This is a genomic window from Paenibacillus alkalitolerans (assembly GCF_016482785.1).
GTDB classification, from domain to species: Bacteria; Bacillota; Bacilli; order Paenibacillales; family YIM-B00363; genus Paenibacillus_AE; species Paenibacillus_AE alkalitolerans.
Genome location: NZ_JAEMXM010000001.1, coordinates 618,762 through 632,646 on the forward strand (window position 1 = coordinate 618,762; position 13,885 = coordinate 632,646).

Genomic DNA, 13,885 nt, shown 5'->3' on the forward strand with positions numbered 1-13,885 from the left:
TTGTTACTAACAATCTACCTTACGCCGGCTGATGAACTTTTCTTGATTGTTTGCAGTTCATTACACCAATCCGGATACTTTTTTTTCCAATAATCTCTCAATTCATTTTCCGTTGCACAGTCATTAATAAGGTTCGACTCAGTTTCGAATCCGTATTGCGACCATTTTTTCCATGTTTCATTTCTCGTTTGCAATATATCTCCATTCAAGAGATACGACAGACTGCTTAATACGCTTTCCGTTTTCGACATCCATTTCTTTATTTTTTTACGTATATCCGCGCTGTTGTATACTTCCCCGTAATTCCCGATCATGGAGAAAAAATAAATTGCAATATCATGTTTGCAATTACAATCCATTGAATAATCGTCATATGACCCGAGTATTTCGATGCCAAGTCTGGGTTCGACGAATATTGTGTACATTTCAAAGAGTGATTTCGGTAAAAAAACGGCAACGTAATTATTTCCGAAATGATGATTGTTTTTGTTCATAGTTGTTAATAAATGAATAGGGTTACAATTGTAAAATAAGTCGTCATCTAGTGAAACGTAGATTTTAGTGCAATTCGGATATGGTTTGAAATGTCTCTGATACCACCATTCTTCCGCTTTCCAAATACCGTTCGCGGAAATGGCGTCATCGGATATATTTTCCACACAGCAACCTTTCTTTTTATCAACAGCAATCTGTCTCAGTTCACGATGATCTATTCTCATATTTTCAAACAATAACTTCGACCATTCGTTTATTTTGTTCGTGCCATATATGTATCCCGACTTATCCTGCGCAATGTTTCCAATACGCATATGTTCCGAAGCCAAATCCTTCTGACCGAATAAATATGAGCTCCATTGGCAAATATCTTCGTAACGGTGAACGATTATTTCTGTCTTCATGCCAATAAGGCACCTGAAAAATTCGCTCAGACTCCGCTGCCATTGTCCGCGATTCCATTCGCCGAATCGATATTGAACATTTAATAGATAGTACATATTAATTAATTCTCTAACGGCCAGCCTTGTAAGGTCTTTATTCATATTTGCCAAGTTGGGTTGAACCGCAGGGTATGACTCCTGGCCATGTAATAATTTGGCATACTTTGATTTTCTCATCCATCGGATCGGATCGGCTTGAACCAAACTTACAAGGTCTTCCTCACTTGAAATTTTAGGAAAAGATATCAGGCCTTTATCGCCTTCTCTTTTAAAAAAATGTCCCCCTTCTTTCCAGATGCCGCATAAATCCAAAGTATGTTCCCATATATCATGCGAATAACAGGGATAAATAAAATCCAAATCTATGTCGCTAGCTCCGATTTTTTGTTCATCACGCGAAAAGCTTCCCGTTAAATATATACTTTTGTACTTATGAATATCTTTTATCCGATCGATATGCCATTCAAGCCCTTTAATGTAATCAGTGTAATAGGATTTCATGAAATATGCCTCATTCATCGGTATTGTCGTGATATGAGAAAATATGACGGTAGTAATATTCCTTCATATCCGGCGGAAGCAATCCTCTACTGTCGATTTCATCAATTATTTCTGTCAGAATGCTTATCATCTCACTGCTCTTTAATTTATATTCAGTATTTGTAGCCGCGTAATTTTGGGATATGGATTGAATTCTTTCAGTAAGCTTGGCTGGCAACCAAGGAAGAAAACGAATATTATAATAAAAATATTTATTGGAGGGAATCGGCCTCCCGTTTAGTGTATAAAGCAATTGAAAAACATCGTTTACGGCCATATTGATTTGTAAATTCGCAATCAACCACTCTCCCCGATCAATCCAATAGTCGGCGGAGCGGCTCCAATTAAAACCTCTCCAGTTTTCATTGTTCAGTCCCTCATAACTAATACCTTTTTTGCTTAATTTTCTTATTAACTTAACGCTTCGAAATACAATTTCATCTATCGTTAATGCCGCCTGCTTCATCATTTCATTAAGTTTGGTCAGCGGATCGTAAATCGGTTCCGTTTCAAAACAATACACATATCTTTGCTTGTCATTCCATTTCGAAGGAGTCGCTTTGGAAAAGTCTAAAAAGTATGTCCCTATTTTTATTCCATTAAAGACCCCTTCTCCTTTAGGAATTTCTTCACATCGCTCCGGAGAACCGGTTACGATCAAGACATCGACATCCGAATCTTCATTAAGAGTGCCCCGAACTATGCCTCCTTGGAATGCGGCGGCATCGAGCGAATATTTTTCGATCCAATGATGTATGACCGGAAGTGCGGCTTGTCTTCTTTCATTTATAATATTCTTGTGCATATAATCCCTTACATTCCCCTTATTATTCCATTTGATGTAAGTCTCACCTTGTCCCCATCGGAGAAAAGGCTCGTAGCACTATTGCATATGTGCGCAGGTATTCTTGCTTCTCTTAAAACAATTCCTAAATGGCACAGCAAAGATCCTTTATTAAAAATAAATCCCTTGACATTGGACAAATAGGGTATGAATCCTGTAGATGGGCGATCTGCGAGTACAATTACTTGTTGATTAGTTGAGTTAACAATTGCCGGCAGACCGGTAAGCTGATTTCCTTTTATTTGCAAATGATCCTGCTCATCGGTTCTGCTGATCACGCTAAGATTCAATTCCTCGCTCAACTTATCAAGATACTCCAGTTCATCATCTTTGATGATCACAACTTCCCCTTCCGCATAACCGTCGGACATAATTTTTCCATCATCGGACAAAACCGATATCTTGTTTTCTTCCATACTTAAGTCTTTAATAAATAACTTATGGTCATAGAAATACCATTCTATTCTCGGCTCCCTGAATACACTCGAGAAATATTTTGTCATCTTTAGTATCCTGTGAAGCAGGTCTTTATTCATTGTCTTCTCGTTCGAAGCTTTATTATTCACTTTTCGTTTTTCCAGTAATTGCTCATCAAAAATATAGATTTCATCAAATTGTTTTTTGTCCTCATATACCGTATTAAGTTGATCGTCAATAATGATTAATGAAGGCGCCACATCGCCTGTCATAATTCCGGTCATTAATCCGGGACAATACTCTACCAAACATGTACCGTCATCCAATAGCGTGGAAAACCCTCCAATTTCAACCGGTATAACTTCCCCCAGTTGAATCATAAACTCTTTCTTTTGAGGACTACTTTTCGATGTATGATACAACAGCGAACGGATATCCGATAAAGCAAAGTATTTTTTCTGTATCGCCCCTCCTCTGACGATGAAATAATTTGAATGGAATTTGTTGTTTAACAGGAGTTCGTAAGCTTCCTCAATTTGTCCACTTGTAAATTTCAGGAAATGCTCTCCATAGCAATGGATGCCTGCTTTTTTTGCATGATCTCTTATCCAATACTTCTTACTCAACCACTTGATATAAGATTCCCGATACCCATGGGAATCCAAATCCAATTTTTCGCATTTTTCAATATGGTCAAGCGGAATTAATTCGCATGAAAGCGCATTATCTCTGTTCGACCAATCTATGGATAAAGGTCTTGCTTGTAATATAAAGATATCCTTCTTGTCTGAAATCCACTCCATGTCGACAGGGCCGTTCAACATATTTTCGATTTTTAAGGCATTATTTTTAAGCTGAAGCATTTCATTTTCACTTAATTTTTCCGAAGATGCCGCAGAAGTTTCATCTCTGGCTATGCGGCATGTAAACTGGGGTTCAATCCCTTTAACAATATCGCCGGCATCGAATGCCCCCTCCGCCACCATCATATTTTCGGATGGATTTAACGGATTTCGGCTGAATAATACCCCGCTTAAATGCCCGACTGCCATGTTTTGTATAATGACTGCCATTTGTGGCGCTGCTTGCATTATCGTTTTATTGCGGTAATACATTGCAACTTCTGAAAATACGGAACACCAAACATTCCTTACCGCATTTAAAAAATTTTCATATTGATCGATGTTGAGATAACTTTTATAAATGCCCGCGTAACTTTTATTCATACTGTCTTCTCCCACGGCTGAAGAACGTACCGCTATTTTCCCGAACTTCTTTTGCGATTTCCAAACGTTAAATAACTCTTCTTGCATATTTTCCTGAAACTCAAAAGATAGTGTCATTTTCCTGATATTCGAAAGTATCTTTATACAAGAAGGGTCGTTTTTTGTGTACCTATTTAAATATTCACGGAACATTTCATCAATGCCTTGAATCGAACGGAAGGCGGTTGTTGTGAGACAAAAACCGGCGGGAACATTCAATCCTTCTCTAATCAAGATTCCAAGATTTTTAGCTTTCCCTCCAACCAGTGTTTCATCACACTGAGCACATTGTGATAAATTGACGACGTATTTCAATTGAATCCCCCATTTTCAATTTGCAGTAGAAGCGCTTACATAATTCAACATATAGCTTTCATTTATTAGGATCATTTTCTCAAGGAGAGGAGTTAACGGTAACAACCATCTTAAAGTCGAAACGCTGCCGATATCCGCGTTATAAACATTTACATTTAATCGAATTGCATAATTCAAATTATCACTGAATCTTTTATAATATTCCCTTACAGACGATGGCGGCATCCCGCCTCTGTATGCATTGTTTTTCAGACCTCTATCCATCAAGCCTAGAAAGTCGTGGGTTTGTATTAAAAAGCTGACTGTTTTTGCCTCTATATCGGAAATCCAATTCGGTTTATATTTAATCCATATTTTTGCTCCGGCCGCGGCGTGTGCCCCCGGTGTCCATATATTCTTGCATTTCCCTACATCGTGCCACAAGGTTGAGAGGCGTAACAATTTCCTGTCCGTTTCTCTGACATTTTGAGTATTCAGCATCAAAGTCGACATGATTGAATGCTGATAAACCTTCCAGCCCTGATGAGTCGGTTTTTGATCCCATTGTTTTTGGTAGTCGAGAACCATGTGCAGGTATTGATCTTTCTCGGTAGCAGGAGTACTGCTTAGCGTTTGATCGATCAACCATTCCCTGAATTGTTCATCAGGCGCATCCCATGGATTGCTTGTCGGAAGTTTCGATTTTCTAGGAATCGGCACTACTTGAGGTGTCTTCGGATTGGATTTATGCCATTCCATGATTTCATCGCAGACCGTTTTTTCTTTTTCCGTTAAGAAAAAGCTGTAACTTTTACCGCCTTTTTCACGTTTGTGCAGTTCTGACTCCATTTCCTCCCATTCAATGGATTTCGGTGTTGTTGATCGATAAATGCCAAGAAATTCGCTAGTAATATTCGGGAATCTCTCCGCTATATTGCCCCCTTCTTCTTTTGCCTCCTCAATATTACACCAAGGAGTCGGTTCGATTCGGCCTTCAATAAGGTGATCCGCTGTATCGTCATAGCCCCAGATATACTCCATTTGTTCTCCTGACATACGGACCGCTCCGGATAAAGCTTTAATGTTCTTTCGTTGCAAATATACCTTTATATCGTTAATAGACGTTCCTTCAACGGCGATTACTTTCCACCGATACATCGGGTACTTTGCCTGCAATTCCTGTTCAACAATCTTTGCTCTTTCTTTGCCAGGCAATATAACTTCGGTTTCGACAGAAGTCGTCGCAGGGCCGAACTTTTCGTTAAAAAAGGGATAATAGTATGTTTGACCTGTAACAAAAGCATTTTCATCGACAGTGGAGACCGCATTTAAAATCACTTTATTCCAATCGTTCATTCTATTACCTCCAAAAAATTTTTCTATGCTTCTCCGGTCCCTGGACCTATATTTTCGTTAACTTTTGGGAAGTAACATCACATGATGAAATGTAAAGGTTGATATAACCAATTTAAAATCAATTATCCCAATATTTTGTACCAATATTGTATTGGTCAAAACGATCTTTATTAGGGCAATTCTTCCTATATTGATAAAAACAGGTGAAAAAAGAATAGGACATCTAACCTTTAAAGCAAAATTAACTGCCGGCATATCAGTTAATTTCGTTAAGGTGATGTCCTATACCGTTTAATGATGATCGCACGAATATTGATGAATTTCTTCTTGCCGTTTTGCAGTTTATCAAGACCGAGACGGTATCTTCCCCACACCCGCCCCGTTCATGACGATCGACTTGACGTCGGCGGCCTTATCCGCCTTATATTCGTAATAATCGCCCGGATTCCACGTTACGCCGTCCAGCCGCAGCTCCGGCTGCGGGGTGTCAACAAAATAGCTGCCGATATCTTTGATATAGCCGGGCTTTTCCGGTTTGTCGATGTATGTGACGGCTTTTTTCGTGTTCTCGAAATAGTTTTGTTCGGAGTATATTTTCGCCTCTACTCCTACTCCAATGCCATAGGATTGTACTCCGGAGTAATAGTTGTTGTATACATGCACTTCGCCGTAACGCACTCTTGGATGCCGTTGAACGGTTCCGTCAAACCAGTTGTGATGGTACGTCACTTTCAGATTGTCCATATCTCCCACCGTGTTGTCGTTATGGCCGATCAGCGCAGTCTTGTCATGGTTGTAAAACTTGTTCCAGGATACGGTGACATACGACGACGCTTCCTTAATGTCTACCAACCCGTCGGCTGAACTCATAAAATTATTATGGTCGATCCAGACGTGTTTGGACGATTTGTCCACACCGATCGCATCATCAGGCGAATTGGAGAACGTTATGTTGCGGACGATGACGTCTTGAGCGCCGGATATTCGCAATCCCCCGCCGGTAATGTGCGCTGACGAACCCAATCCTATGATCGTTTTGTTCGAGGTCACTTTGTGGATTCCGTTCAAAGAAATCGTTCCAGACACTTGGATAACGTACGGATCGGATTCCTGCATATAACGAATCAATTCCTCGGCGGTGCTGACGGTTACGGTCTTTCCTCCCTCGCCCCCCGTCATGCCGCTGCCCGTCGCGGCGAAACCGACAGGAACGTCGAGCGGTTCGGCAGCGCCGGAGAAGTTCAGTCCCTTGCTGAAAACCAAACCGGCGAATAAAACGAGTAAGCATGCGAGCAAGAAACCCCGGTATTTTTTCATACCCATCAAGCCTCCCGCAAAATCATCACGCCTGCGGGAGGAATCTCCAATACGCCGCTCACGAAGGTATCGTTCAACAGATCGTGCCGCGGCTGCTCTCCGATATCTACCTTCTGCGCATAACCGGTGTGATTCAATAAGAACGTGTAACGTGTACCTTCTTTGATCCGCTGCGTCACTTCCACTCCGGGCGGGACATGAAGCAATGGACTTATCCCTTTGCACTCGCACAGATGCGCAACCCATGTTTGCAGAAACACGGGTTCCGGATCGGAACCGGTATACCACGCCTCGCCTTTACCGAATCGGTGACGCGTCAGCGACGGCGAACCCACGTAAAAATCACTGCCGAATTCGGCAATTACTTCCGCCCCTTCCGGATGGACGATTTCGCATACGAGGCCGCATTCGTATGATTTTCCCAGATTTTCTGTCTCCCGCTTGATGACGGCGACATTTTTCTGATTGGGAAACAGCGCGTCGATCTCTTCGACCCAAATGCCGAGCAGCTTGCGAAGTTCGCCGGGATAACCGCCCAATACCACCTGATCGTTTTCGTTGGCGACGCCGCTGAAAAATGTGACAATCAACGTTCCTCCGTTTTCGACGAAATTCTCCAGCTTTCCGGCAACTCCGGGCTTTACCATGTATAGTAAAGGCGCGATAATAATTTCATATTGGTTCAAGTCGGAATCGACGCTGACGATATCGGTTTGGATATGGTTTTCATAAAATGCGTCGTAATATTTTTGAACCTGATCCAAGTACTTCAATCTCGTAGTCGGCCCGCCGTTGAATTCGACCGCCCACCAATTTTCCCAATCGAACAGTATGGCGACACGACTATTCATGCGCGAACCCGGCAAAGCTCCCTCCAGATTCCGCAATTCGTTGCCGAGTTCAGCACACTCTCTGAAAACGCGAGTATTTTCGTGCCCCGCATGATCGATGACCGCGCCGTGAAATTTTTCATATGCCCCGGAAGAACGCCGCAATTGGAAGAACATGACCGTCTCCGCGCCTCTGGCGACTGCTTGGTAGCTCTGCAGCCGCATTGCGCCGGGCCGTTTCAACGGATTGACCGATTTCCAGTTGAGCACTCCGGGGGTCGACTCCATCAACATAAAAGGAGCGCCGTCCTTCATGCCGCGCATCAGATCGTAGCGGAGCGCGGTATAGCTTGCGGAGGCGTCGTTGGGCGGGTACATGTCCAAAGCGGCAATGTCCATGTGCTTCGCCCATTTGAAATAGTCAAGAGGTTTATATGTCCCGTTCCCTTGAAAATTAGTGGTGACTATTGCATCAGGGATCACTTCTTTGATTGCGTTATATTCGGTCAAATAGCAGTTTAGCAAGCTTTCGGAAGCGAACCGGTAATAGTCAAGCGTAGCGCCCTGAAACGCCGTTTTGTCGGAATCGCTCTTATCCAGACCTTCGCTCAAGCCGCTTGGCAGCACGATATCTTCCCAATCGTAGAGCGTATGTCCCCAAAACCGGGTGTACCATGCTTCGTTCACCTTTTCCAAGGAGCCGTAACGCTTCTTCAGCCATTCGCGGAACGTCATCTCGCAATTGCCGCAATAGCAGCGAACGCCGTACTCATTGTTGACGTGCCATAGGAGCAGCGCCGGATGGGATTTATACCGCTCCGCCAGCTTGCGGGCGATCAATCCGGAATATTTGAGGAAGGTCGGACTGTTCGGACACGAGTTGTGCCTTCTGCCGAATTTTCTTTTCGTCCCTTGATAATCCACAGCCAGCACGTCCGGATATTTTCTGGCCATCCACGCCGGGTGCGCCGCCGTTCCGGTTCCCATGCACGCGTAAATCCCGTTGGCGTGTAGCTTATCCATCACCTCGTCGAGCCAGTCGAACTTGTACGTGTTCTCATCCGGCTGATTCAACGCCCAGGAGAAGACGTTCACCGTCGCGACATCGATGCCGGCGAGCCGAAACAGCCGCATGTCTTCATCCCATATTTGTTTCGGATATTGTTCCGGGTTATAGTCGCCGCCGAATAATATTTTAGGAAAAATGACGCCACCCACCTCTCTCATCTCCCCCCGACGGAACCGGCCGATAAGATCCGAACCGGGCCGAATAACCCGCCCGCGGCAAACTGCGTCTGCCATTCGGCCTCCTCCGGGCGATCCTTGCTCCAATATGCGACGTCCGGATTGGCGCCGACCAGACTCGTCGGCCTGCCGATTTCGTAGTGCGCGCCCAGCGTATTGGTTACCCGGATTCGCAGCCTATATGTTCCTGCAACTGTATCCGGTCCGAGAGAGAATCGGTACGGACTCCATATGCGGACGCCGAGCGGCTTTCCGTCCAGCCATGCTTCCACGGTTCCTCTTACGAAGCCGAGATCAAGAACCGCATCTTTTAACACCGGTAAGTCCACGTAAGCTTCATATTCTACCGCGCCGCTGTGATGCGGCAGATGCAATGCGGTGCGCCAGTCTCCGAGCGGACCTTGCATCGGCGCAGTCTCGAATCGAATCGGAGCTTTCAGAACGGCCGCTTCCGTATCGACGCCGTCCGGCACGATCTTCACCGCTGCGACGGTTCCGGCCCGCTGCGGCGGAAACTGCGCCCGTCCGTTGACGACCGGCGCTTCTGCGCCGCCGATCCATAGCCGCGCCGCACCGGCCGATTCAATCCGCATGGCCGTCGCCCCTATTGGAAGAGGGAAGCGAAGCCATACAGGCTTCCCGATCAATGCGGGGTCGGCGACGAAAGACAGCGGCTTCGGTTCCGGAGCGCTCTCCGGCATGAGCCAGCTTACTCCGGGCAGCGGATGCGGCCTGGCGGAAACCCATAACGATTCCGTATCCGTATAACGAAGCGTCGCACCGTGGAGAACGCCTGCCGAATCCCCCTGTTCATCGATCCAGTCCGGTCCCGTGCAGAAGGAATATACTTCGCCGTTCCGACATTCGACGATTCCGTCCGCGAACACCTCTCCTTTGCCTTCGGGAAGCAAAAACTTGATCTCGTTCTCGCCGGGACGCCAATGCGCCGTAACATCGACCTCTTCTTGGCCTTGTCTGACATACGGATTGAAATCTCCGTGCTCCGTCACTTTGTATCCGTTCACGTACAGCATCGCGCGTCCGCGAGCCGCAAATATGATGCGAACCCGTTCAACTGGGGCGTTCGGGCGGCTTTCAATGAGCTTCTTAAGACTCGATTTCGGATTCGGGTTGTGCGTAAACAGCCACTTCGGCAGTTCGGGACGCGCTTCCGGGTTGATCTCGACACCTACCCGTACCGATCCGCGCTTTATGCTTCTAGCCTTCAGCTTCAGCTCATTATGCCCTAGATTCAAGTCGATCCAGGCCGTCTGTTCCTCCGGTCCGCCGTTCAAGCCGACTTCCTTCCCGTTGATCCATACGTCAATTTCCGCGCCGCTTTCGACCCGAATCCAATATCGCCCCGCTGACGGCGCGATGACATAGGTGCGTGCCCAAGCGGACTCATCAGGTTCAAGTTCCCCGAGATTGAGAAACCGCCGCGGGATATGCCCCATTCGGCCGGCCCATGTTCTCATGGAGAGATCGCCGAATATGCTGCTGTACACGACAGGGTTCGCATGATCCGCTCGAAATTGCTCCCCCTTGCAAGCAATCCAGTAAGCCGACTCGCTCCACAGTCGGGGCGTCCAATCCGCGCAATCCGCGTCGGGATTGTGCCATCCCTCTTCCTCTCCCGGTTTCCCGTCTTCGAGCTTCATCAGGAAATGGCGGCGTTCGACCGGAAGCAGCCCACTGTTGCCGCCATGGAGATCAAAGTCCCCGTACCGGTTGTCGAGCGTTGCAACTGTTCGGATTGTCCATATATCATCGGAAAGCGTTAGTTCTTGGTCCGCACCAATGACGGCTGGTACCACCGCGCTGCCCGCCGTTGCGGCCGCTTTTTCCTCCGAACATACAACCAGAGCCGCCGGCCATGAGTCGAAAGGCACCTCCAATTCAATCCATTCGCCTTGACGCGTATAGGCGAGCGGCTCAATGCTACCGCTGACAGGATCCCAAAGCTTTGGTTCACCGTTGGAACGGAGACGATAAACGGCTGGTTTGCACATAGTCGCATCCGGAGACGCCGGCCGGTGCATCACCAACAGCTGTTCGTCCCGCGGGAGCAGGAGGAATACATCCGCGTCCTCCGTCCGCCGATGCAGGTAATGTCCCGGCCCCTCGACCCTCTTCCGCAGCCGCGTTTCGATCAGCCGTACCGCTTCTTCGGACGTATCGACATAAACCGCTCCGGCCAAATCCCGCTGTTGTTCCGGCACGGCCACGGCGATCACCCATCCGCCCCCGCCGATCCACGATTGCACGCTCCGCCGCGCTTCCTCGTCCATGACGGTCGTGCCGCACAGCAGCAAGACGGAAAACCGCTCTTCCGCAATGCGCAAGTGACCGCCTTCCGGCAATGCTTTGTGCAGCGCAGCGTCGTCCACAATGTCGAAATCCATCCTCGCTCCGCGCAAAGCGCCGGGATAGGTATATTCGCGTCGGTTCCAAAACCCCGTGATTTCACGGTAAATATCTCGGATACGGGTGACATGCTCGTCGGGATCGCGGTTCGCCGGCACCATCGGATGATCGGAAGGCTTCGCATCGTCCAACGACATGTGTCCGCAAATGTCGTACGAAGGGTAATGCACGGCGATGTCGCACACATGAACGCCTTGGCTTAACAAGTAACAAGCACGGCTTACGGTATCGGCGAAAACCGGATAATGCTCGAAATATGGTTGGCGCCACCCGGTATCGGGCGGAGCCCACTCCCACCAGCCGCCTCTCGTGCTGAAATAGTTCGAATGCGGATTGTACAAGGTCGCTCCCGCTTGCAGCCAAGGAACGAGCCAATGCATCGTTTCTTCGAGCGTGCCGCCCCAGCCGCTGGAATGAAACGCTTCAAGCCATACTCTGGAGCCGCCGTGCAGATGGGCCATGGATGAATGCGGCTTGATTTCGCCGTCCGCATCGGACCCGGGCGCATTGAACCAACGGTGGGTCCGGAAATAATCGACGTACAGTCGCTGGGCGCCGTGAGGATCGGCTTTCCGAGCCGGACCGGCCTGATCGAAGCCGATGAGCATGCCGTACTTCCGGTGCCAGTCGCCAAGAGGCTTGAAGAAGGCCCGTTCCGCCAGTTCCGCGATGAGCCGGTAAAATCGGCGGCGAACAACACGAACCCGGTCGTCGGCATAGGGCGAACGGAATAAGGCGGGCAGGACTTCGATCAGGTCCTCGTTATAGCGCTCTGTATAGAGAACCGGGATTTCAGGCGACCACATCGGCATCGGCGGCAGCTCGTCCTGGAAGCTTCCGGCGATCGTTTTCCCAAGTTCGTGCGGGAAACGCCTCTCCATCTCGCCATGTACTCGGTCGATCAACAAGCCAGCCGCATGCGGATCGAGCCAGTTGAACCCTTGCCGGACGACCGCGTACACATGATCGCCGGTTTCCAACAATAGGTTCGACGACACAGGCACTGCATCGCCGCGCGCGAAACGGCGCAGCTGATAGCCTTCGCATTCGGGGTGCGTGGCGACGATCCGCGCGGGCAGATTGGCGCCGGAAAACCCGATTTGATCGTAAAACCAAAGGCGCATCCCCAGCCGTTCCGCTTCCCGCAGCGCAATTTCGAACAGCGCCCACCACGCTTCGCTCAAGTACGCCGGCCGGTCGCTGACAGAGCCGTACTGCGGGCCGGTCGGCGCCAAATTGATAATCCCGATGTTTCGCAATCCTCCGGCGCGAAATTTTCCCATCTGCCAGCGGATTCGCTCTTCCGTCACTTCCTCGCCGCTCCACCACCACATCGGCACGGGGCCGAAAGCGGGGTCGGCCGCCGCGAACCGCTGCTGCAGCTCCGTTATCTTCAAGTCGCATCTCCCTCCTTCGCGAGCATGCGGGATGAGGCGACGCATATCGTTCTGAATTCTTTCCCGAAATTTTTCGTCCTGTCGCCTTCCCTGTACGGCCTGCAGCCGACGTAATAATGGTACAGAACGCCGTTATGCATGATGACCGACGGCTTATGAGCGTGTATCGTGTCGATCTCATCCCCCACTCCGACCGTTACGATCGGTTCGGGGTGTTTCTCCCAATGAAACAGATCTTCCGACACGGCGATTCCTTCTTGAGCGCGCTTATAGTCGTACCCGAAGAAGAACATGGCCCACCTGCCGCCGTCACGGACGACGCAAGGGTCGCTGACGAACCGGGAATCCCACGCTTCCGGGGTCACCTTGATCACCGGATTGCTCTCGTATCGTTTCCACTCGCGCAAATCGGCGGAAGTAGCCACGCCGATTTGTTCGATCCATTTGCCGGTTTTTTGGTTTTTCGCATTATAGAACAAATAAAAGGTTCCATCGTGCTCCACCAGGCATTCCTTGTACAATCCTCCGCTCTCCCAGTCGGCACCGTCCTCGGGCGTCAGAATCGGATCGGGCAGCCTGTGCCATTCGAGCAGCCGTTCGTCTTCCGTCCACGCCAAACCGATGCAGGCGGAGCCTTCCTCGTACCCGTCTTCCGGATACGAATGATATGCCATCCAATACTTCCCGTCCCACTTTTTCAAGACGGGCAGGCCGTCCAACCGGTTTTCGCGCAAAATCCATGTGCCGGCCACATTTTTGGAATCCCAGCGATTCCCTTCTTCACGGCGCAAAATTACGGACAGGTGCTCCCAATTCAATAAATCGTCGCTTACGGCGAGCGCCGTCTGATAGCCGATCCCGTTGAAGCCGACATACATCATGTAAAACTTGCCGTTATGCCCGAATACGAACGGACAGTCGACGGCCCGTTCGTCGAACGCCTCCGGTGCGCCAGAACCGGCGAGCAACGGTTTGCCCCATTTGTACGGAGTCAGATAACGCTCTATATCCATTC

At 48.5% G+C, this 13,885-nt stretch carries 8 protein-coding genes; all 8 read right to left on the reverse strand.

Annotation, left to right across the window (positions count from 1 at the left end; translation table 11 throughout):
- Positions 1–14: 14 nt before the first annotated feature.
- The 8 genes from JET16_RS02655 to JET16_RS02690 all read right to left on the reverse strand — a co-directional run bounded on the left by JET16_RS02655 (position 15) and on the right by JET16_RS02690 (position 13,883).
- Complete coding sequence (locus JET16_RS02655; RefSeq protein ID WP_199614033.1) at positions 15–1,439, reverse strand: nucleotidyltransferase domain-containing protein; 1,425 nt, start codon at positions 1,437–1,439, stop codon at positions 15–17.
- 10 nt (positions 1,440–1,449) lie between these two features.
- Entirely contained in the window at positions 1,450–2,283 is an 834-nt protein-coding gene (locus tag JET16_RS02660; RefSeq protein ID WP_199614034.1) for a nucleotidyltransferase domain-containing protein, read from the reverse strand.
- An 8-nt stretch (positions 2,284–2,291) separates the two neighbouring features.
- Positions 2,292–4,319, reverse strand: coding sequence for a PEP/pyruvate-binding domain-containing protein (locus JET16_RS02665; protein WP_199614035.1), 2,028 nt, complete (start codon positions 4,317–4,319; stop codon positions 2,292–2,294).
- Positions 4,320–4,334: 15 nt separating this feature from the next.
- Positions 4,335–5,654 (reverse strand): HD domain-containing protein, encoded by a 1,320-nt coding sequence (locus JET16_RS02670; RefSeq protein WP_199614036.1) that lies wholly within the window; start codon positions 5,652–5,654, stop codon positions 4,335–4,337.
- A 345-nt stretch (positions 5,655–5,999) separates the two neighbouring features.
- Complete coding sequence (locus JET16_RS02675; protein ID WP_199614037.1) at positions 6,000–6,971, reverse strand: pectate lyase family protein; 972 nt, start codon at positions 6,969–6,971, stop codon at positions 6,000–6,002.
- A 5-nt stretch (positions 6,972–6,976) separates the two neighbouring features.
- Entirely contained in the window at positions 6,977–9,028 is a 2,052-nt protein-coding gene (locus JET16_RS02680; RefSeq protein WP_199614275.1) for a beta-galactosidase, read from the reverse strand.
- Positions 9,025–12,870, reverse strand: a complete 3,846-nt coding sequence (locus tag JET16_RS02685) for a glycosyl hydrolase family 2 protein (RefSeq protein ID WP_233530945.1) — start codon at positions 12,868–12,870, stop codon at positions 9,025–9,027. The genes JET16_RS02680 and JET16_RS02685 overlap by 4 nt, the downstream gene beginning before the upstream one ends.
- Positions 12,867–13,883 (reverse strand): glycoside hydrolase family protein, encoded by a 1,017-nt coding sequence (locus JET16_RS02690; protein ID WP_199614038.1) that lies wholly within the window; start codon positions 13,881–13,883, stop codon positions 12,867–12,869. The genes JET16_RS02685 and JET16_RS02690 overlap by 4 nt, the downstream gene beginning before the upstream one ends.
- Positions 13,884–13,885: the final 2 nt, after the last annotated feature.

Bases quoted from the DNA above. Each gene is read 5' to 3' on its own strand.
- JET16_RS02655 (WP_199614033.1), bottom strand. From the start codon at position 1,439: ATGAAATCCTATTACACTGATTACATTAAAGGGCTTGAATGGCATATC.
- JET16_RS02675 (WP_199614037.1), bottom strand. From the start codon at position 6,971: ATGAAAAAATACCGGGGTTTCTTGCTCGCATGCTTACTCGTTTTATTC.
- JET16_RS02680 (WP_199614275.1), bottom strand. From the start codon at position 9,028: ATGAGAGAGGTGGGTGGCGTCATTTTTCCTAAAATATTATTCGGCGGC.
- JET16_RS02670 (WP_199614036.1), bottom strand. From the start codon at position 5,654: ATGAACGATTGGAATAAAGTGATTTTAAATGCGGTCTCCACTGTCGAT.
- JET16_RS02660 (WP_199614034.1), bottom strand. From the start codon at position 2,283: ATGCACAAGAATATTATAAATGAAAGAAGACAAGCCGCACTTCCGGTC.
- JET16_RS02690 (WP_199614038.1), bottom strand. From the start codon at position 13,883: ATGGATATAGAGCGTTATCTGACTCCGTACAAATGGGGCAAACCGTTG.